The 21013-nt window shown below is 51.5% G+C and carries 13 protein-coding genes; 2 read left to right on the top strand and 11 right to left on the bottom strand.

Features of this window, described 5'->3' with window-relative positions:
• Positions 1 to 199 precede the first annotated feature (199 nt).
• Positions 200 to 1426, bottom strand: coding sequence for an FAD-dependent monooxygenase (locus EK22_RS05675; protein WP_020157889.1), 1227 nt, complete (start codon positions 1424 to 1426; stop codon positions 200 to 202).
• 251 nt (positions 1427 to 1677) lie between these two features.
• On the opposite strand from EK22_RS05675, the gene EK22_RS05680 reads away from it, so the two are divergent.
• Complete coding sequence (locus tag EK22_RS05680; protein ID WP_036248971.1) at positions 1678 to 7161, top strand: glutamate synthase-related protein; 5484 nt, start codon at positions 1678 to 1680, stop codon at positions 7159 to 7161.
• An 81-nt stretch (positions 7162 to 7242) separates the two neighbouring features.
• Positions 7243 to 8988, top strand: coding sequence for a sulfite reductase subunit alpha (locus EK22_RS05685; protein ID WP_020157891.1), 1746 nt, complete (start codon positions 7243 to 7245; stop codon positions 8986 to 8988).
• A gap of 330 nt (positions 8989 to 9318) precedes the next feature.
• Here the strand turns inward: EK22_RS05685 and zapE are convergent, their stop codons facing one another.
• The 10 genes from zapE to infB form a co-directional block, all read right to left on the bottom strand.
• Entirely contained in the window at positions 9319 to 10443 is a 1125-nt protein-coding gene (gene zapE / locus EK22_RS05690) for a cell division protein ZapE (protein WP_232216322.1), read from the bottom strand.
• A gap of 273 nt (positions 10444 to 10716) precedes the next feature.
• A complete protein-coding gene (locus EK22_RS05700) occupies positions 10717 to 11316 on the bottom strand; it encodes a TetR/AcrR family transcriptional regulator (protein WP_036248866.1) in 600 nt (199 codons plus the stop codon).
• Positions 11317 to 11397: 81 nt separating this feature from the next.
• A complete protein-coding gene (pgsA, locus tag EK22_RS05705; protein ID WP_027147036.1) occupies positions 11398 to 11961 on the bottom strand; it encodes a CDP-diacylglycerol--glycerol-3-phosphate 3-phosphatidyltransferase in 564 nt (187 codons plus the stop codon).
• On the bottom strand, positions 11951 to 13792 hold the full coding sequence (uvrC, locus tag EK22_RS05710) for an excinuclease ABC subunit UvrC (RefSeq protein ID WP_036248869.1): 1842 nt from the start codon (positions 13790 to 13792) through the stop codon (positions 11951 to 11953). The genes pgsA and uvrC overlap by 11 nt, the downstream gene beginning before the upstream one ends.
• Positions 13789 to 14433: a uracil-DNA glycosylase gene (locus EK22_RS05715; RefSeq protein WP_020157898.1), complete on the bottom strand. Its 645-nt coding sequence runs from the start codon at positions 14431 to 14433 to the stop codon at positions 13789 to 13791. Before EK22_RS05715 ends, uvrC begins: the two co-directional genes overlap by 4 nt.
• Positions 14434 to 14480: 47 nt before the next feature.
• Positions 14481 to 16559, bottom strand: coding sequence for a polyribonucleotide nucleotidyltransferase (gene pnp / locus EK22_RS05720; RefSeq protein ID WP_036248870.1), 2079 nt, complete (start codon positions 16557 to 16559; stop codon positions 14481 to 14483).
• A 99-nt stretch (positions 16560 to 16658) separates the two neighbouring features.
• Positions 16659 to 16928: a 30S ribosomal protein S15 gene (gene rpsO, locus EK22_RS05725; protein WP_036248872.1), complete on the bottom strand. Its 270-nt coding sequence runs from the start codon at positions 16926 to 16928 to the stop codon at positions 16659 to 16661.
• Between the two features lie 119 nt (positions 16929 to 17047).
• Positions 17048 to 17959 (bottom strand): tRNA pseudouridine(55) synthase TruB, encoded by a 912-nt coding sequence (gene truB / locus EK22_RS05730; protein ID WP_020157901.1) that lies wholly within the window; start codon positions 17957 to 17959, stop codon positions 17048 to 17050.
• A gap of 6 nt (positions 17960 to 17965) precedes the next feature.
• A complete protein-coding gene (gene rbfA / locus EK22_RS05735) occupies positions 17966 to 18328 on the bottom strand; it encodes a 30S ribosome-binding factor RbfA (RefSeq protein WP_027147038.1) in 363 nt (120 codons plus the stop codon).
• A gap of 5 nt (positions 18329 to 18333) precedes the next feature.
• A complete protein-coding gene (gene infB, locus EK22_RS05740; protein WP_036248876.1) occupies positions 18334 to 21000 on the bottom strand; it encodes a translation initiation factor IF-2 in 2667 nt (888 codons plus the stop codon).
• Positions 21001 to 21013: the final 13 nt, after the last annotated feature.

The following is a 21013-nucleotide window of genomic DNA, read 5'->3' on the forward strand; positions in this document are numbered from 1 at the left end:
TGAAACGAAGACGTAATTAATTTTTTTCACCAAAACATGAACCCGATCACATTAATTTATAATTTTAGGGTAATGCACTGCCGATAAAGAGATTTTAAAACTCGCCATCCGGCAAAAAGACGCTAATATCCCAAGGCAACGCACCAAGACAATCGACGCATTGCCGGCACACCCTATGCGAGAGACAAATCCCGCCCGCTCAAACAATGGGCTCCCCCCTGGCGAGTTTGGGCAAATTACCGTCCAACCCCATGGCCATACGCATGACCTTATTTTTTGCCGGCACAAGACGTTCGGCCAATCCCAAGCCCAGATTACGCAAAAACTTGACCGGCAACACCTCATTACTAAATACACGGTAAAAGACATCCATTACCGTCATCATTTTCAGGTTTTCATTACGACGCAATTTTTCGTAGCGTTTCAAAACGGCTATATCGTCGATAGCCTGCCCATGGTTCCGGGCCTCTATCAAGACCTCACCCAGGGTTGCCGCATCCAGCAAGCCGATGTTCACGCCCTGCCCCGCCAGAGGATTGATCATATGCGCCGCGTCGCCGACCAGCACAACACCAGGCTTGACATAATCCTGCGCATGCTGCCGTTTTAAAGGGAAACTGGCGGTACCGAGAATACCCTTGACCTTGCCCAGACAGTCAGGAAAAGCGGTCATCAATTCCGCCATCAATTCCGCTTCAGGTAATGCCTTTAACCGCGAGACCTCATCCGGCGAGTTATACCAGACGATGGAACCATAATGCCCCGTTAACGGCAAAAAGGCCTGCGGACCGCTAGGGACAAAACGTTGCCAGGTGATATCCTGTTGCCCATAATCCGTCTCGATATAAATAACCAGGGCATGCTGCTTATAATCCCAACTCGTCACCCCCAAGCCTACCGCCTGCCTGACCCTTGATTGACCGCCATCGGCGGCAACCAGCACTTTCGCCGACAACTGGCGGCCATCGCTTAATTCCAGCGTGGAATGATCGCCTTGATGCGCAACCGAATAACGGATTTTATTAATCATAGCCGGACAGATCAGTTCGACGTTATCGAAATCAGACAAACGATCCAATAAAGCCAGTTGCGTTACACGATTCTCAACGATATAGCCTAGCTCCGCGTGACCAATGTCATCGCTGCGAAATTCGGTATCCCCGGCCGTTTCCCAAACGCGCATGCGCCGAAACGGGCAAAATCTGCGACCGATAATCCCCGGCCAGGCGCCGACGGTCTCAAGAATGTTTTTTGACGCGATACTGAGCGCCGAAACCCTCAAATCATGCGGCTGATCGGCGGAGAAAGACTGAGGCAGCGAACTCTCGATAACCGCCACTTTCAACCTACTGCCACCCAGACTGCAAGCCACAGCCGCGCCCACCATACCGCCACCCACGATCACAACATCAAAATTCTCTTTCATATCAATCAATTATAAGGCAACCTATATTTTTACGGTCTGATAAAACAAAACACTAGCACATAAATGACAGACAACCTGCATCGTGGTATTATTAGCAAGTTTCACCAGATGAAATTTATCTGAAAGATTTCGTAGCGACTTTGATGTGCTTGCCTGAATTAATGCTTAATTATTCGACTCTAACACGCATTGAAACAAAAAACGAACTATAAACGCCGCCTCTCGACGGCATGATTAGAACGGGCTGGAAAATGATTAAAAATCCCCGATTAGGTAATAAAGAACAAATGCTGTATAACGCTGAATTATCGCAGGACAGCTGCGGCGTGGGTTTTATTACTCACAAAAAGAGTATACAAACTCATGATCTGTTGGTTAAATCCCACGAAGCGCTCTGCACCATTCCCCACCGTGGCGGCATGAGTGCCGAAGGAATTGGCGACGGCGCTGGCGTTAACATTGATTTATCCCTAAAGTTCTTTCGCAAGATCACCGGTATCGACAGCCTGGAACTGGGTCAATTCGGCGTGGCGAACTTCTTTTTCCCTGAAGATCACGACCATTACGATTCCACCGCGAAAGAACTGGTCGAGCGCCATTTTAAAGAGGCCGGCCTGCCGGTTATTCAATGGCGCAACATACCGGTCGACAAATCCGTACTCAATCCTGCGGCTGTCAAGGCGCAGCTGCCTATCAAGCAGGTCATATTCGGGCGCCCGGACAACTTGAAGACCGCGACGCACGAACAGTTTGAAAAGCATATTCAGGCTACCTTGCTGACTATTGAAGTTGAAGGCTTTTCGCGCCCCGAACTGAACGGCTTCTATCCGTTGTCGATGAGTTCGCGCACGCAGGTTTACAAAGGCCGGCTCAACTCCTTTGAAGTCATTCCATACTTCATGGACCTGTACGACAAAGACCACGAGATCAACACGCTGTTTTTCCATACCCGGTTTTCAACCAACACGGCCCCGGCCACGATGATGGCGCAGCCGTTCCGTTACATGGCGCACAACGGCGAATTGAACACCGATAAGAAAAACCGCTTGAGCGAAAACGCCATCGCGCGCCAGCACAACAAGCACATCGTCTTTCCGTGCGGACAATCGGACTCCGGCCGCCTCGACCAAACCCTGACCCGCCGCATCAACGAAGACAATCTCGATATCGTCACGGCCGTGCTGGCGATGATGCCGCCGGCCTGGGAAAACGACACGACATTGTCGCCGCAAGTGCGCGCCATGCTGGAATATTTCAGCCTGTACGAAGAAAAGAACGACGGACCGGCCGCGTTGATTTTCAATGACGGCATACGCGTCGGCGCGCGCCTGGACCGCCTTGGCCTGCGTCCGCTGCGCTCAGTGGAAACCGAAGATTACCTGGCCGTCATGTCCGAAGCCGGTCAAATCGATTTCCCCGCTCAGGATGTCCTGAAGCGCGGCCGCATCGAAGCCGGCGGCATGCTTTATTTCGATCACGAAACCGGTGAAGCCTATAACAGCCTCCAAGTCATGGAGCGACTGGCGCAGGAACAAGACTATCAGGCGTTACTGGCGAAAAGCTGCATCCATATGTCGGCACTGCCGGAGGTCGGCCTGTCCGAGATCGACAACAAACACGTATTCACGATAGACCAGCGCCATACCGCATACTCACTCAACCAGGAAAGCTTCAGATTCCTGCTCGATCCCATGCTGGCAACCGGCATGGAAAAAGTCTCGGCCATGGGCTACGGCATCGCGCCTAATGCGTTGTCCGGCACCGAAGGCGGCATGTCGCGCTATTTCAGCCAGCGTTTTGCCCAGGTGACCAATCCGCCGCTCGACTCGCTTCGGGAAAGCGACGGCATGACCTTGCGCGTCGCCCTGGGCGCCAAGCCGACCTTTTCCGACGAATACAGCAAACAACTGGTCATCGACTCGCCGATTCTGCAGCGCACCCAACTGGAGCAGATCCGCAAACAATCGGCCGTCAGCGTTGTTACGCTGGATATGCTGTATTCGCCCGATTTTAACGATCCGAAACGCAACGGAGACGCGCTGGAGGCCGCATTGCTGGACGTCTGCGAGCAGGTTGAGAAAGCCGCCCGCAAAAACACCGGCATCATCATCCTGAGCGACATCAATATCAGCGAGGAAAAAGCCGCCATTCCGGCACTGCTGATGATCGCGGCCGCCAACCAGCATCTGGTTAAACAAGGTCTGCGCTTCAATTCCTCCTTAATTGCGGAAACCGGACAAGCGGCCAGCCCGCATGATATCGCCACGATTTTAGGCTTCGGCGCATCAGCGATCTGCCCTGTCAGCGTACACAACCGCGTTATCAGCCATTATCCGGTTAGCGAACAGCCGAAAATATTACAGAACTTCCAGAAAGCGGCTGAAAAATCGCTCATGAAAACCATGGGCAAATTCGGCCTGTGTACCGTGGAAAGCTATATCGGCGGGGAGTTCTTCGAGTCCAATTATCTCGATACCGACGAGCCGAAGTTAAGCCCTTATTTCCCTAACATCCATGCCTCGGTCGGCGGCGCGCGTTATGCCGACATCGCCGCCAGCGCAACGGAATGGCATCAAAAAGCCCTGGCCGTGCGCGAGGAAAAAGACATTCCGTTCCTGGGCCTGTTCAAGGAACGTCAGGAGGGTGCAGGCCACACTTTCGGCAATACCGCGGTCCGGGAATATATCAATATGACCGATGAGGAGATTCTGTATCTTCCTCAGGATAAATCACCCGTGGCCAGCGATACGGCCTACGTCGATTTCGGCTATGAAAAACGCACGCCGGAACAAATCGATGCCTTCGGCATTACCCCGGCTTATCGCAGTTTTACCAAAAACCTGTACCTGGAGCGCGAATCCAGACCGGCGGCCTTGCGCGACATCATGGATTTTCCGGCCGATATCAGCAGCGCCGAAACGGTTGCCGACTTCGACCGCATCCTTGGCAAACAGAATCTGTATGGCAATAACAACTACCTGATCCGCGGCCTGAAAGCCACGCAAACTGGCGCTGCGACGTTCAGCATCGGCTTTACCGAAAACTCATCCGAAGCGCGCCTGGATCAACTGGCACAGCATCTAAAAAAACGCTTCGCCGATACCGAGTTCAGCTTGGCTGTAGCTGGCGATGCATTAACCGTCAATGTCGCCGATGCAGGCAGCCTTTTGGCCGGCTATTTATCATCCATCCAGCCTGCGCGCGACCCGCTTGCCTTGGCCGACGTACAGCCGGCCCATGAAATCACCACGGTACTGGCTTCCGGCGCGATGAGCCATGGCGCGCTACTGGCGGAAGCGCACGAAGCGGTCGCCCAGGGCACGAATATCGTCGGTGCGCTCAGCAACTCCGGCGAAGGCGGCGAGCACTCCAGCCGTTTCAACACGCTGCGTTCAAGCAAAATCAAGCAATTCGCGTCTGGACGTTTCGGTGTCTGGGCCGGCTATCTGGCCGACCTGAATATCCAGGAAATCGAAATCAAGATCGCCCAGGGCGCAAAACCCGGCGAAGGCGGCCAATTACCGGCGCCCAAAGTCTCGGTCGAAATTGCCGCCTTGCGAGGCGGCACGCCCAAGGTGGAGCTGGTCAGTCCGCCGCCGCATCATGATACCTACTCGATCGAGGATTTGGGGCAGTTGATCCACGATGCCAAAGCCGCGCGCGTAAAAGTCGGCGTCAAACTGGTGTCATCGGAAGGTATCGGCACGATTGCCGTCGGCGTCGCCAAAGCCGGGGCCGACGTGATCAACGTGGCCGGCAATACCGGCGGCACTGGAGCCGCGGCCGTGACCAGCCTGAAAAACACCGGCCGCTCACCTGAAATCGGTATTGCCGAGGTGCATCAGGCATTGGCCACCAACGGCCTGCGCGACAAAGTCGTGTTGCGTTGCAGTGCCGCGCATCAGAGCGGGCTCGATGTCGTTAAGTCGGCTATTTTGGGTGCCGACTCATTTGAATTCGGCACCACCGCTTTAATGATGCTGCGCTGCGTCATGGCCAAAAACTGCAACATCAAATGCCCGGCCGGTCTGACCACCGCGCATGAAGAGTTTAAAGGCGATGCGCGCGTACTGGCGCAATATTTCATGAATCTGGCTCACGAAGTCAGGGAAATACTGGCGGTATTAGGCTACCGCAGCCTGCGCGAGATACGCGGCAAAACCGAATTGTTGCATTTGATCAATCACGAATCCATGATCGGCCAATTGGATTTGACGCGCCTGCTTGCTCAGGTGAGCGAAGTGAAAGTTGAAAAACCGATCTACCTGGAAGCCGACTTCAGCATTGACGATGCCATTATCAAACGGTTTAAAGCCGATATTATTGACGGCAACAAACAACAGCTCATTATCGAAGGCGACGATTTCAAGCTGAACAACCGTAACAAAACCGTTGGCGGTCAGACGGCGATCGATATCGAGCGCATGTTGGCCTATGAGCTCAGCGATGAGCAGGCGGCCGCCTCCAGAATCATTTATACCAACCAGCACGGCCGTCGCTATCTGGCACCGGACAGCGTGATTATCCGCACGCACGGCTCGGCCGGACAGAGCTATGCCGCGTTCATGAATGACGGTATGCGCATGGAACATACCGGCACCTGTAATGACGGCGTCGGCAAATCGGCCTGCGGCGGTACGCTGATCGTCGAGTCGCCAGGCGGCGGCACCAAAACACCGGGCAACAACGTGCTGATCGGCAACTTTGCCCTATTCGGAGCCAGCGGCGGTAAAGCCTTCATCAACGGCGAGGCCGGCGACCGTTTCGCGGTCAGGAACTCTGGCGCCATGGCGGTTGTTGAAGGCGTCGGCGATTTTGCCTGCGAATACATGACCAACGGCGCCGTATTGAATTTAGGCCGGTTCGGCAAGGGCTTCTGCAATGGCATGTCCGGCGGCAATGCTTATCAATACGACCCGGAAGACCGGCTGGAAAACCTGTATGACAAGTCGTCCGTGGAACTGCATCGCCTGACTGAAGACACCGATACGGCCCGCGCCCACGAACAATTCATTCTGTATATGCTCGAGCAGCATGCCGACTATGCCAACTCAAGCAAAGCCAGACGATTGCTCGATAACTGGGCTACCGAGCGCGTTCATTTCAAATTTGCGCTGCCGTTATGGCTTTACAAGACACAGACGGCCAAGTACTTGCAGCAAGCACTGGATCGCAAGGAAATGATCGAGGAATTGTCGCTGGAACTGGCTGCCGCGCAAATTGAACAGGTCAGGGAGGCCTACCAGACAACGCAACCGTTGTTCGGGGGCGCGATTCCGGATTACGGCACGACCGATACGGTCCTGATGTTCAGACTGGTCAACAGCTTTGCAGTATTCGAGAAAGCCCGGTCTTGTGCTCGCGACATGCTGAAGCACTTGCCTGAAGCGTTGCAAACTCAAAGCCAGATCGAGCAGGCGGCGCGGAAATTAATCATGGAGCGCCCGCGCAAATTGCAGGAAGCCCTGGTTAAAAACACGCGCGAAGCTTACAGCAATTACAGCGATGATCAGCTTGCCTGTCTGCTCGCGGTTAAACGCCTCAACGACTACAAAAAAGCACTGATCAAGCGCGACGTGCAAAGCATTTACTCGATAGGCTCCACCGCCTGGATCATTGAGCAGGAAAATATTAATAGAGAAGCCCTGGCCGGCATTCCTTGTATCGAGGAATATCTGGCCGGGCTCGTCGGATTGGGCATTGTCCAGGACATGATGAGCGAGCAGGCGGCTTAACCTAACCTTTTTAACACATCAGCCTCCTCGGGTTAAATACCAGGAGGCGGATGCACAGACATTGATTTGTTAGTAACTCAAATGAAAACACCTCATATCCCATTCGACGCTCCCTACAGCGAAAGTCAGCGCGCATGGCTAAACGGCTTCTTTGCCGGCATGCATACGCATATGATTCAAAGTGCCGGCTCTGTTAATCAAGTGGATGCCCGCGTCATCCACATTCTGTACGGCAGCCAAACCGGCAATGCCGAGTCCATCGCTCATGACGCCGCCAGCGTGGCGAAAACACACGGCTTGAAACCGCTGGTAAAAAGCATGGATGAGGTCGAAATCGATCAACTTGCCGCCATGGAATACTTGCTGGTCATCACCAGTACATACGGCGAAGGGGAAATGCCCGATAATGCCCAAATGCTGTGGGAGGCCGTAGCATCCGACTCGGCGCCCGATCTCAAAAACATCAAATTCTCCGTACTGGCATTAGGCGACACCAGCTATGACTTATTCTGCAAAGCGGGCATAGACTGGGACCAAAGACTGGCTGAACTGGGCGCCACGCGAATTTACGACCGTACTGACTGTGACGTCGATTTTGAAGAACCGGCGGCGAGCTGGATCAGTGCCGTCATTCCGCACATGGCTGAAGGCGCGTCGACCACGGTCATTGTCGACATCGAGGCAGCCGCTCAGGCCGAAAAACCCCAATACAACCGCAAGAACCCGTTCCCGGCCAAAATGGTCGCGAACCGGCTTCTGACCGCCGAATCGTCGTCAAAGGAAACACGGCATTATGAAATTGCCATTACCGGTTCCGGATTAAGCTATGAAGCCGGCGACGCCCTGTGCGTGATGCCGACCAACTGCCCCAAACTGGTCGCCGATATCCTTGAAGCCATCGGCTGCAAAGGCGATGAAGACGAACCGGTCAACGGCGAGTCGATCGCGTTACACGAAGCCTTGCGCACACAATTTGAAATCAAGCTGCCCAGCAAGGAATTGATCGAGGAAATCGCCAGCCGCTCAGGGGACCAGGAGCTCAACGGCATTCTGGAATCGGGCGACAAGGACAAACTGGCGGATTATTTATGGGGCCGCGACACGCTGGATTTGCTACGGCAATTCCCGCAAGTGGAATTCTCGGCCGCTGAATTCATCAGCCTGCTGAAACCCTTGCAGCATCGCGCCTACTCGATTTCCTCCAGCGGCAAAATGCATCCGGACACCGTTCATTTAACCGTGGCCAGCGTGCGTTATGAGAGCTATAACCGTCTGCACAAAGGCGTCTGCTCGACTTTTCTGGCCGACCTGGTCGACGACGAAACCGATGTACGCGTCTTCTTCACACCCAACAAGGTCTTCAGAGTTCCCGACGACAACAGCCTGCCGATGATCATGGTCGGCCCCGGCACCGGCATCGCGCCGTTTCGCGCCTTCCTGCAGGAACGCGAGTACCGGAATGCACCAGGTAAAAACTGGCTGTTCTTCGGCGACCGCAACTCGGCGACTGATTTTATCTACCGCGAGGAACTGGAAGTCATGCGGCAAAAAGGCCTGCTGACCCGACTGGATCTGGCCTTCTCCAGAGATCAAGAGGAAAAGATTTATGTACAGGACCGCATGCGTGAAAACGGTGCCGAACTGTTCGCCTGGCTGGAACAGGGCGGTTATTTCTTCGTTTGCGGCGATGCCTACCACATGGCCAAGGATGTCGACAAGGCTCTGCACGACGTGATTGCCGAACACGGCAACCTCTCGGAACAGCAAGCCATTGATTACGTCAATCAGCTGAAAAAAGACAAACGCTACGTCAGGGACGTTTATTAATCAATATTCCTTTCTGATTTTAGATCTCGACCTTCAGGCCGAAAGGATGTTTCCTTATTAGAGCAATCAGCCGTTACCTGAAAGCAACGGCTGTTGTAAAAATTGACTATTGTTATTGACAGGCCAGCCTGAAAAATACAGTAGGGTACGCAGTGCGTACCTTTTCCAGCGGTTCCGGTGAAAGTCATCCCAAAAGGTACGCACTGCGTACCCTACCGGATTTATGAAAACCTCTGGCGCCCTGTCGGTCAGTGAATGGCTTGTTTTTCATGGCGACGCATGTCTGAAGGTAATGTTTCCGGCTAATAAATAAACGCTCTAGCCGAATCCTTAAGCGGGCGCATGCTTTTTGCCCAGATACTTTTCTGACTGCATTTCGATCAGTCTTGATTGTGTTCGCTTGAATTCAAAAGGCCTTTTATCCGTATAAAGCTGATCGGCGGGCGCCTCGGCCGTACAAATCAGTTTTACGTTATGCTCATAAAGGACATCAATCAAAGTGACAAATCGTTGCGCTTCGTCCCTGTTTTCAAAGGAAAATTTGGGGATATCCGCGACCAGCAACGTATTGAATTCCCGGGCAATAACCAGATAATCGGCCGCTCCCAGAGCCCTGCCGCAAAGTTCATTAAATGAAGTAAACAGGATGTCGCCATGCGCCGCCGCAAAATGAACGTGCCGGCCCTGCACTTGCAGAACCACTGATTCCGTCGCGCCGCTATTGGTAAGGTCATTGTAGCTTTGGCGCAGGAACGCTTTACCCCACTCGTCAAGCGGCGCATGGAAAGTCGTCGACAATGCCTTAAGATGAATCAACCGGTAATCTTCCTTGGCCACCAGTTCCAGAATTTCAGCGGATTGTTTCAGCAGCGCGATAAACGGCAGAAACAATTCCCGCTGCAAACCGTCTTGATAAAGCGCATCGGGATGATAGTTAGAGGTGGCGACCATAATAATGCCCTTTTCAAACAACTGTTTGAACAAACGCGCCAATATCATGGCGTCGGCAATATCGCTGACATTAAACTCATCGAAACATAACAACAGGGTGGATTTTCGAATATGCTTCGCCAACGCGGGAATCGGGTCGCCTTTGCGGGATTTTCGCCATTGATGAATAAAGGCATGGATTTCCAGCATGAAAACGTGAAAATGCACACGCCGCTTCTGCTTGATCGGACAGGCCTGAAAAAAGAAATCCATCAGCATGGATTTACCCCGGCCGACATCACCGAATATATAAAGACTTTTACTCTTTTCGGGTCTGGCCGAGAGTAGTTTGCCTAAAGCCAGCTTGCTATCGTAATCGGCTTTTTCAGAAATCACATCCAGCAGTTGCTGCAGATGCCCCAGCACTTCCACCTGAGCGGCATCATTCTGGATATGGCGTTTGACGACGAGTTCACGGTAATGCTTTTCCAGTATGCCATTATCCGTCGCCGGATGATCTGGCACTATATATTCGTATTGTCGGAGAAAAGGCTTGAACATGGTGGGCCGTTTACCGGAGTCCTTAAAGAGCTTTGGATTTGATTTTTGCGCACCGCCCGCATTGATAAACAGTAATCAGCTTCCCCTGCTTGACATCGAACTGTTTTTCCTTGAGTACTTCCCATTTATGAAAGCCGCTGCGGCATAAAGTATTGCCTTTATGCCGTTCCGATATTTTCGGTCGTTTAAACTGAACAATATCACCCATATTTTTATGTTAAAAAATAATAAATTGGATTACCTTTTGGCGATTGCGTTCCATGCCGCGAGCCAGGCCTGCGATTGATAGACCTCGGCTTTCTTATCCAGAGCGCCGGTCAACAGCAGACACAAGGTCTGATTGATGATGCCGAAAAAATACGCGTATCCGAGAACCGGGTCCATAGTGCGTATTTCTCCGGCCTTCATGCCAGCCTGAATGATTTTGATAATTTTTACGAAAGGCGCCGTTTCCAGCAAGGGCTTTTCTTCCGGCAAAAACTCATGGATTTTCAAAATCAGTAAAAATCGCATGACATCGGGCGCCTCACTGGTAAGCCTGAATAACAAATCGACAATTTCACGTAATTGCTCCGATGCTTTTTTATTTCTGCGCCGGATATCGTCGATGGATATGTTCAAGCTATCGAAAATGTTGGCATATAACGCCGAGGCTATCATCTGTTTGTTTTTAAAATGCTGATAAATGCCACTCGTGGTTTTTATGCCCGCCGCATCTTTGATATCCGCTAACGAGGTGTTGAAATAACCTTTTTCGGCAAATAATTTTAAAGCCGCTAGTAATATCTCATCCTGTGTTTCAGATTTTATCTGTATGTTTTCTTTTTCCTTATCCATTTTCTTCTTTCACAGCCAATTCAATGTGCTGTATCTCATATGTTAATAAAATCCCGGAAACTTACCCGGATCGGCTGGTGGTTATTGTTCCGTGATCGCTGTCAACGCCGCCCTGAGGTAATTGACCATAGACCATAATGTTAATAAGGCGGCAATATACAAAAGGACATACCCCACGACGTTAACCGGGATGCCGGCCAGGTCCTCGCGATACAACAACAGCGTAATGGCCAGCATTTGCGCAGTCGTTTTCCACTTACCCAATTGAGAAACCTTGACTTTTGCGCGCTTGCCGATTTCCGCCATCCATTCTCTCAGTGAAGCGATGGTTATTTCCCGACCGATAATAACAGCAGCGGCAACAGCCATATAAGGATTTGGCTGTTGCTGAACAATCAGCACCAGGACGATGGCCACCATCAATTTATCGGCCACCGGATCCAAAAATGCACCAAACGGCGTTTCCTGCTCCATTTTTCTGGCCAAGTAACCATCCAGCCAATCGGTAACGGCCGCGATAATAAAAATCAAGGTACAGGCTAGATTGGAATATTGCCAGGGCAAATAAAAAATCACTGTTAATAAAGGAATTAATACAATCCTTAACAGCGTTAACATTGTGGGTAAATTAAATTCAAGTGTCATCTTGATGATGGAATTGTTCGTAAATTCGTTGCGCTATTTGTCGGCTTATACCGTCTACACTGCAAAGAGCATCCACGCCAGCCCGTGAAATACCTTGCAACCCCCCAAACTGTTTCAATAAAATCTGCCGCCGCTTTGGCCCCAGCCCCGGAATGGTTTCCAATACCGATTGTTTTTTCGTCTTACCGCGCCGCTGCCTGTGCCCTGTTATCGCAAACCGGTGCGCTTCATCGCGGATATGCTGAATCAGCAATAAACCGCTGGCCCCCGGCGTTACATCAATGGGTTGATCCTGCTCCACCAGAATCAGCTTTTCCATGCCGGGCTTTCTGTCCGGCCCTTTCGAAACGCCCACTATCATAACATTGTTTATGTCCAATTCCGCTAATGCCTTTTGGGCGGCATGAACCTGACCTTTACCGCCGTCGATCAATAATATGTCGGGCGCGGCATGCTCGCCCTGCTTAAGGCGCTTAAAACGCCTGAACACGGCCTGATGAATCGCCGCATAATCATCGCCTCCGGTTATGCCCTCAATATTAAAGCGACGATAAGCTGATTTTACCGGACCTTCCCTATCAAAAACAACGCAGGATGCAACCGTCTGATCGCCCTGGGTATGACTGATATCAAAGCATTCCAGGCGTTTGGGCAGTTCCTTGCAACCCAGTTCTTCCTGCAGACTGAGAAACCGGGCATAGAGCCCCTGTTTGTCCGATAATTTGCTCAGTAGAGCGTTTTCCGCATTCGTGCAGGCCATTTGCAGCCATTTTAATCGCTCTCCTCTGACTCTGGGAGAAATATTAACGGCGTGTTTGGCCTGATTGGCCAGGACTTCCGCCAGCAGTTCGGTTTCCTCCAGCTCATGACTGACGATTAATTCATGAGGCGCTTGTCTGTCCAGATAATATTGCGGAATAAATGCCTGCAGAATACTGGCCGGATCATGCTCATCAGTCATTTTAGGGAAATACAGCTTGTTGCCAAGATGCTGCCCGTTTCGGATAAAGAAGACCTGAATGCTGGCCACGCCAGCCTTGGCGGCACAGGCGATAATATCCACATCGCCGCGCTCGCCATGAACGAAGTTCTTTTCCAGCACGGAACGCAATTTCAAGATCTGATCTCTGTAAATGGCAGCCTGCTCATAATCAAGATCAGCCGCTGCTTTCTCCATCTTAACAACCAACTGGTCGATCAGCAGACTGCCCTTGCCTTCCAGAAACAGGATCGTGCTGTCCACGTCCTGGGCATAGCCGGCTTTGTCAATCAGCCCTACGCACGGACCGGTGCAGCGTTCAATCTGATACTGCAGGCAAGGCCGGGTGCGGTTGTTATAAACGGAATCCTCACACTGCCGGACCGGGAATATCTTTTGCAGCAGCTTCAGCGTTTCCCTGACGGCGCCGGCGCTGGGATAAGGGCCGAAATAGCGGCCGCGCTTGTTCTTTGCGCCGCGATGCAGGGTGACGCGCGGGAAATCCTGTTCACTGGAAAGGAAAATATAAGGATAGGATTTGTCGTCCCTCAGACAGATATTATAACGGGGCTTATAACGCTTGATTTGCTGGCATTCCAGCAGTAAAGCCTCACCTTCGGTATGCGTGACGGTCACTTCGATGCCGGTCACTTTGGCGACCATGGCCTGTTGCTTAGGCGAGGCCGTTTGCGGCTTGAAGTAACTGGAAACGCGGTTTTTCAGATTTTTAGCCTTCCCGATATAAATTATCTCGCCTTTTTCATTGAGCATTCTATAAATGCCCGGGCGGGTGGTCAGGTTTTTTAAAAATGCTTTTACATCAAAAGCATTTTCTGAAATATCGGCATTCACACTTGATCCAATACGGTCCCAATAGTACGAAAAACATCGGCAAACATATCTTTTGTCAGCCTGTTGGTCTGCACGTTATAGCGACTGGTATGGTATGAATCGATCAGCCGCCGGCCATTTGGCAAATCGTGCAATTGATTATGACCAAACTTAGCGCTACCCAGTTTCAATCCAAAGGCTTTTAATACTGCCTGGTGCGCAATAGTTCCCAATGCCAGTATGACTGCGCCTGGCGGCAATGCCGTTAACTCGGCCGCCAGAAAGCTGTTGCATAAGGCGATTTCACTGCCTGTCGGCTTGTTTTGGGGCGGCAGGCATTTTACCGCATTGGTGATGCGGCAATTCTTGAGTACCAAACCGTCGGTTAATGATGTGGATGTCGGTTGGTTGCTGTAACCGAATTCATACAGCGCCTCGTACAGCAGTAACCCCGCATAATCGCCCGTAAACGGCCGGCCGGTGGCATTGGCGCCATGCATGCCGGGTGCCAAACCGACAACCAGCAGCCGGGCATGAGGATCGCCAAAAGGGGCCACCGGGCGGGCGTGATAATCCGGATGGTTCTGTTTGACTTCCTGTAGAAATTCATCCAGCCTTTTGCACTGCCGGCAATCTTGATCGAATATTTCTGTTAACTTCATGCTCACAAAAAAGGGCCTTAACGGCCCTTTCTCTCTTAACAGCGTTATTATTCTTTTTCCGCTTCTTTCATACTCAGCCTGACTCTGCCTTGACGGTCAATTTCGAGCACTTTCACTCTGACTACTTCGCCTTCAGACAACTTATCGCTGACTTTGTCGACATGTTCATCGGAAATTTGCGAAATGTGCACCAGGCCGTCCTTACCGGGAAGAATCGTGACGAATGCGCCGAAGTCCATTAACCGGACAACTTTACCCTCATAGACCTTACCTACTTCCACTTCGGCCGTGATTTCCTCGATCAGATGACGCGCTTCCTCGCCGGCCGCCTTATCGACAGAGGCAATTTTAACCAGACCGTCATCGGTCAAATCAATACTGGCACCGGTTTGCTCGGTAATGCCGCGAATAGTCGCGCCGCCTTTACCAATCACCTCACGGATCTTGCTCGGATCGATTTTGAAGGTAATGATGCGCGGCGCATAATCAGACATGTGCTCGCGCGTTGTGGACAATGCCTTGTTCATTTCGCCCAGGATATGCAGACGGCCACGTTTTGCCTGCTCCAGCGCTGTCTTCATGATTTCGGCGGTGATGCCGTCGATCTTGATATCCATTTGCAGCGCCGTGATACCCTGTTCGGAACCGGCCACTTTAAAATCCATATCGCCCAGATGATCTTCATCGCCCATGATGTCCGACAATACCGCAAAACTGTCGCCTTCTTTGATCAGACCCATGGCAATGCCGGCTACTGGTGATGAAATAGGCACGCCCGCATCCATCAGCGCCAGACTGCTGCCGCACACGGAAGCCATGGAACTCGAACCGTTCGACTCGGTGATTTCAGACACAACGCGAATCACATACGGAAATTCATCCATATTAGGCAAAACCGCCTGAACGCCGCGCTTCGCTAAACGGCCATGACCGATTTCACGACGCTTTGGCGAGCCGACAAAACCGGTTTCGCCGACGCTGAACGGAGGGAAGTTGTAATGCAACATGAAAGGTTCTTTGTATTCGCCGGACAACGCATCGATAATTTGCGCATCGCGTTGCGTACCAAGCGTCGCGACTACCAGCGCCTGCGTTTCACCGCGGGTAAACAGGGCGGAACCGTGAGTTCTGGGCAATACGCCGGTTCTGATCGCAATGGGCCTGATTGAATCCAGATCACGACCGTCGATGCGTTTACCTTCATTCAGAATGGAACTGCGAACTATCTTCTTTTCCAGATGCTCGATAATGGTGCGAATATCCTGTTCCGCATATTGTTCATCGGCTGTCAGTTTTTCAACAACTGCATTTCTGATAGCTTTCAACTGCTCTTGTCTGACCAGTTTTTCAGGCACTTGATAAGCCGCTTTAATGCCTGCCTCAACTTCCGCAGTTACCAGTTTTTCCAGTTCGGCATCCATTTCGGGTGCCACCCACTCAACCGTTCCGGTACCGGCCTGTTGAGCGAATTCATTAATGGCATTAATGGCGGTCTGCATTTGCTCGTGGCCGAACAAAACTGCTCCCAGCATGACCTCTTCGGACAAACCGTGCGCTTCCGATTCAACCATTAAAACGGCATGCGCAGTACCGGCAACGACCAATTCCAGCTGAGAGTCCTGCAATGCTGTCGGCGACGGGTTTAATAAATAGGCGCCGTCTTTGTAACCGACGCAAGCCGCGCCTACCGGGCCATTAAAAGGCAGTCCTGAAACCGCCAACGCGGCAGAAGTGCCCAACAGCGCAGGAATGTCGGGATCAACATCCGGATTCAATGACACGACGGTAGCGATAATCTGAACTTCGTTCGTGTAACCCTCCGGAAAAAGAGGACGGATAGGTCTGTCAATTAAACGAGACGTTAATGTCTCTTTTTCGCTGGGGCGTCCTTCTCTTTTGAAAAAACCGCCGGGGATTTTACCTGCAGCGTAAGTTTTTTCCTGATAATTAACAGTCAATGGAAAAAAATCGCCGCCATTAGCTTCTTTTTTACCAACGACTGTGACCAGCAGTGAGGTGCCATCAACATCGATCATAACAGCGCCGTCTGCTTGACGGGCTATTTCACCGGTTTCTAATGTAACGAGCCGATCGCCGTACTGAAATTCTTTCCTAATAGGATTCACTATAAGGTTCCTTTGTGTAAAGGTTATTTGAAGGTTTATTCAATCCATGACTAGCTAAAGCAGAAACGGCACGAATACGTGCCGTTTCATTTGTGCTTTTTATTTGCGTAAGCCTAGACGCTCAATTAATGAACGATAACGATTACCGTCTTTATTTTTTAAATAATCCAGCAATTTGCGACGCTGGTTAACCATGCGCAACAAACCGCGACGTGAATGGTTGTCTTTTTTGTGTGTTGCAAAATGAGGCGTTAAATGGGTAATGTGGGCAGTCAATAAAGCAACTTGTACTTCGGGTGAGCCGGTATCGGTATCTGACAGTCTATAGGCTTCTATGACTGCTTTTTTCTGTTCTGCAGTGAATGGCATTTATAATCCCTATTAAGATTAAAAAATTAAAAGTAAAGCCGTCTATGACGACTATCGAATACACTGTTTCCACGATAGGGGGTAGAAGCAGTTGTAATTTTCAGCCTGAGGACTCTTCATCACGCAGGCTCGTTGTCCAGATTGAACAATTTTTTCGGCGCTAGTTTATCATCCAATAGCATTTCTCCCAAGCCCAAAAAAACATTGGCATGATACATGCGTACCATACCTTGCAAAGGCTTTTCGACGCTAAGTGCCTGCCCGTATTTTATGCGGGTTGCCTCGCTCTCTGACAGCTGTACGGCGGGAAGGGATTCTAAGGGTTTATCAACATTAATCAGACATTGACGCAGCGCCTGCTCATCCATTTCAGCCAGCTGCTCAAAGGTTTTGGCATGGTCGATGCTGAATTGACCGGCTGCCAGCCGGCGCAACTGTTTTACCGTTCCGCCGCAGCCGAGCTCATGCCCGATATCCTCCGCCAGCGATCGGATATAAGTCCCTTTTGAACAGCGCACATCCAGCGTCAGCCGGTCCTTGGAAAAATCCAGCAATTGCAGATCGTATATCGTGATGCGCCGGGCTTTTCGCTCGACTGTTTCACCGGCGCGAGCCAACTCGTAAAGTTTTTTGCCATGATGCTTTAAGGCCGAATACATCGGCGGCACTTGGTCGATCTCGCCGGTAAATTTTTTCAGACAGGCGACGATCTCATCAATGCTCAAATCTGGCACCGGACGGACCTTTAGAATTTTACCCTCGGCATCGCCTGTATCCGTCATCACCCCGAGCTGAACCAGCACCTGGTAGCGCTTGTCGTCATCGAGCATTAGCGCCGAAACCTTGGTCGCCTCGCCGAAACACAACGGCAACAGACCGGTCGCCAACGGATCCAGACTGCCGGTATGCCCGGCCTTATTGGCATCAAACAAACGCCTCACTTCCTGCAAAGCCTTGTTTGACGAGACTCCCAGGCGCTTATCCAGCAACAGAATGCCGTGGACGTTACGCCCGGATTTGCGTTTACTCATACCCGGCTAATCCTTGTCTTTCTTATCCAGACCACTCAAAAGCTCAGATACGCGCATGCCGGTATCAAACGAATCGTCGTAATAGAAACGCAACTCGGACATATGCCTTAGGCGCATCCTTTTGGCCAGCTCATGCCGGATGACAGGCGCCAGCTCGTTCAGCCACTTGACATTGTTCCGCTTGCCCTGCTCATCGACGTTCAGAACCGTGACGTAAACTTTTGCCACGGCAAGATCCTTACTGACTTCAACGTCATTGATAGTGATAAAGCCCAGTCTGGAATCATTAATATCCCGTTGCAGAATCAGGGAAAGCTCTTTCTGCATCTGCGACGAAACACGTGCACTACGACCGAATTCTTTAGCCATAAGGGTTACAGTTCCCGTTTAACTTCTATACGTTCAAACACCTCGATCTGATCGCCGACTCTGACATCATTGTAGTTTTTCACGCCGATACCGCATTCCATGCCCATCTTGACTTCGGTCGCGTCTTCTTTAAATCGACGCAACGATTCCAACTGGCCTTCATAGATAACCACGTTATTACGCAGTACGCGTATCGGCAGATTTCTCTTGACATAGCCGTCGATGACCATACAGCCGGCGATAGCGCCGAACTTAGGTGACCGGAAGACATCCCGAACTTCAGCAAGACCGACAATCTGCTCCTTGATTTCAGGTGCCAGCATACCGCTGATGGATTTTTTAACCTCATCAATCGCATCATAAATGACACTGTAATAATGCAGATCGATGCCTTTCTCTTCGATTAACTTCCGAGCCGTCGCATCGGCACGGACATTAAAGCCCATCAGAATGGCACCCGAAGCCAGCGCCAGGTTGGCATCGCCTTCATTAATACCGCCGACGCCGCCATAAACGACTTTCACCTCGACTTCTTCGGTGGACAGACTGACCAGAGACTCGCGTAACGCTTCCAGACTGCCCTGAACATCGGTCTTGATAACCAGATTCAAGCTCGCGGTTTCGCCGCTGGTCATTTTCGAGAACACTTCATCGAGCTTCGAAGCCTGCTGCGCGGCATGGCGACTGGTTTTGCTCCTGTCTTCCCGGTGTTCGGCCAATTCTCTGGCGATTCGTTCACTTTGCACCACTAAAAATTCATCGCCGGCATTCGGTGTACCGGACAAGCCGAGGATTTCCACCGGTGTGCTCGGAATCGCTTCCTTGATGGCTTTACCGTTCTCGTTGAACATGGCCCTGACACGGCCGAACTCATGGCCGCACAAGACTATCTGGCCTTTTTCCAACGTGCCTTTTTGCACCAGCACTGTTGCCACGGCGCCACGACCTTTATCCAGTCTTGACTCAATAACAATGCCGGATGCGGCGCCCTCGACCGGTGCTTTCAATTCCAGAATTTCCGCCTGCAGGATCAGAGCTTCGATTAAATCATCAATACCTTCACCGGTCTTGGCCGAAATTTTCAGGAATTGCACATCGCCACCCCATTCTTCGGGCATGACGTTAATGGCGGACAACTCCTGCATGACCTTCTCGGGATTGGCATCGGGCTTATCGATTTTATTGATCGCGACGATAATCGGCACATTGGCCGCCCGAGCGTGTTCCACAGCTTCTTTCGTCTGCGGCATCACGCCATCATCAGCGGCGACAACGACAATAACAACGTCAGTCACATCGGCGCCCCGCGCACGCATGGCCGTGAACGCGGCATGTCCCGGAGTATCTAAAAAAGTCACCGAGCCGTGATCGGTTTTCACCTGATACGCACCGATATGCTGCGTAATGCCGCCGGCCTCGCCGGCTGCCACGCGCGTCTTGCGAATATAATCCAGCAGCGATGTTTTCCCATGGTCGACATGCCCCATGATTGTGACGATAGGCGCCCGTGGCAGTGCCTCGCGATTATCATCGGCCGTGGCTTCAGACAACATTTCCTGCTCGAGGTCATCCTCACTTTGCATGATCGCTTTATGGCCCATTTCCTCAACCAGAATAGCGGCGGTCTCCTGGTCGATGCTTTGGTTGATCGTCGCCATGATACCCAGCTTCATCAGATGCTTGATGACTTCGGCCGCCTTCACGCTCATTTTCTGGGCGAGGTCGGAAACGATGATCGATTCAGGTATCGTGACCTCTTTCACGATAGGCGCGACCGGCATCTCAAACTGATGTCTGCTTTCAGGCTGCGCACTGACACGCTCCGCTTGTCTGCCGCCTTTTTTCTTGCCTCGTCTGGATTCTTTTCCGCCCGCGCGCGCGCCTTCTTCCTGCAATTTTTTCTTCTGCAGCATTTCCTGTTTCGCTGCCGCCTGCTGCCTTACTTTTTCAGCATTTCTTTTAATGGATTCTTCAAGACGCCGCTCCTTTTCTTCCTGTTTCTTTTTGACTTCCTCGGCCTCTTTGGATTTATTGGTTTTGTCGTGCTTGATTTTCTTTTCTTCCTTGATTTTCAAGGTCTCATATTCATCCTCGAGCTCGACTTCAGGCTCAACTTCAGCTTTAGGCTCGGGAGCTGCCTCAGGTTGAATTTCCGGCTCAGGCTCAATCGCTTCAACCTCCGCCTTAGCCGCTTCGACCTGTTCCCCGGCCTTTTCGAGAAGCTCTTCTTGCTTCAAGCGCTCTTCTTCCTGTTTACGACGCTCTTCCTCTTCCCGCTCAAGCTGTCTTTGCCGCTCTTCCAGAGCCGCCTGCCTGGCCTGTTCCAACTCCTTTTGCTCTTCCGACTCGCTGATCTCGGTACGCTTGATATAAGTCTTTTTTTTGCGCACTTCAACGCTGATTGTTTTAGTCGCATTACCGGGCACACTGGCCTGCTTAAGTTCACTGACTTTCCTGCGCTTTAAAGTCACGCGCTTGGGCGTGCCCTCGTCGGCGCCATCGCCCTTGCCATGACGCTTGCGCAAATGCGCCAGCAACTGCATTTTTTCATCTTCATTGATTACATCATCAGGGGCGCTAGCGGATAATCCCGCTTCTTTCAACTGCTCTAATAATCGTTCCAGAGGTATTTTTACAACCTCCGCCAATTGCCGTACTGTTTTTTCGCTCATTTCCTACTCACCC

Origin of the sequence: Methylobacter sp. BBA5.1 (assembly GCF_000746145.1) — a bacterium.
Taxonomy (GTDB): Bacteria; Pseudomonadota; Gammaproteobacteria; order Methylococcales; family Methylomonadaceae; genus Methylobacter; species Methylobacter marinus.

What these genes read in the sequence shown, in the direction of transcription:
- EK22_RS05675 (WP_020157889.1), bottom strand. Translation starts at nt 1,426, where the DNA reads ATGAAAGAGAATTTTGATGTTGTGATCGTGGGTGGCGGTATGGTGGGC.
- EK22_RS05680 (WP_036248971.1), top strand. Translation starts at nt 1,678, where the DNA reads ATGATTAAAAATCCCCGATTAGGTAATAAAGAACAAATGCTGTATAAC.
- EK22_RS05685 (WP_020157891.1), top strand. Translation starts at nt 7,243, where the DNA reads ATGAAAACACCTCATATCCCATTCGACGCTCCCTACAGCGAAAGTCAG.
- EK22_RS05700 (WP_036248866.1), bottom strand. Translation starts at nt 11,316, where the DNA reads ATGGATAAGGAAAAAGAAAACATACAGATAAAATCTGAAACACAGGAT.
- pgsA (WP_027147036.1), bottom strand. Translation starts at nt 11,961, where the DNA reads ATGACACTTGAATTTAATTTACCCACAATGTTAACGCTGTTAAGGATT.
- EK22_RS05715 (WP_020157898.1), bottom strand. Translation starts at nt 14,433, where the DNA reads ATGAAGTTAACAGAAATATTCGATCAAGATTGCCGGCAGTGCAAAAGG.
- rpsO (WP_036248872.1), bottom strand. Translation starts at nt 16,928, where the DNA reads ATGCCATTCACTGCAGAACAGAAAAAAGCAGTCATAGAAGCCTATAGA.
- truB (WP_020157901.1), bottom strand. Translation starts at nt 17,959, where the DNA reads ATGAGTAAACGCAAATCCGGGCGTAACGTCCACGGCATTCTGTTGCTG.
- rbfA (WP_027147038.1), bottom strand. Translation starts at nt 18,328, where the DNA reads ATGGCTAAAGAATTCGGTCGTAGTGCACGTGTTTCGTCGCAGATGCAG.
- infB (WP_036248876.1), bottom strand. Translation starts at nt 21,000, where the DNA reads ATGAGCGAAAAAACAGTACGGCAATTGGCGGAGGTTGTAAAAATACCT.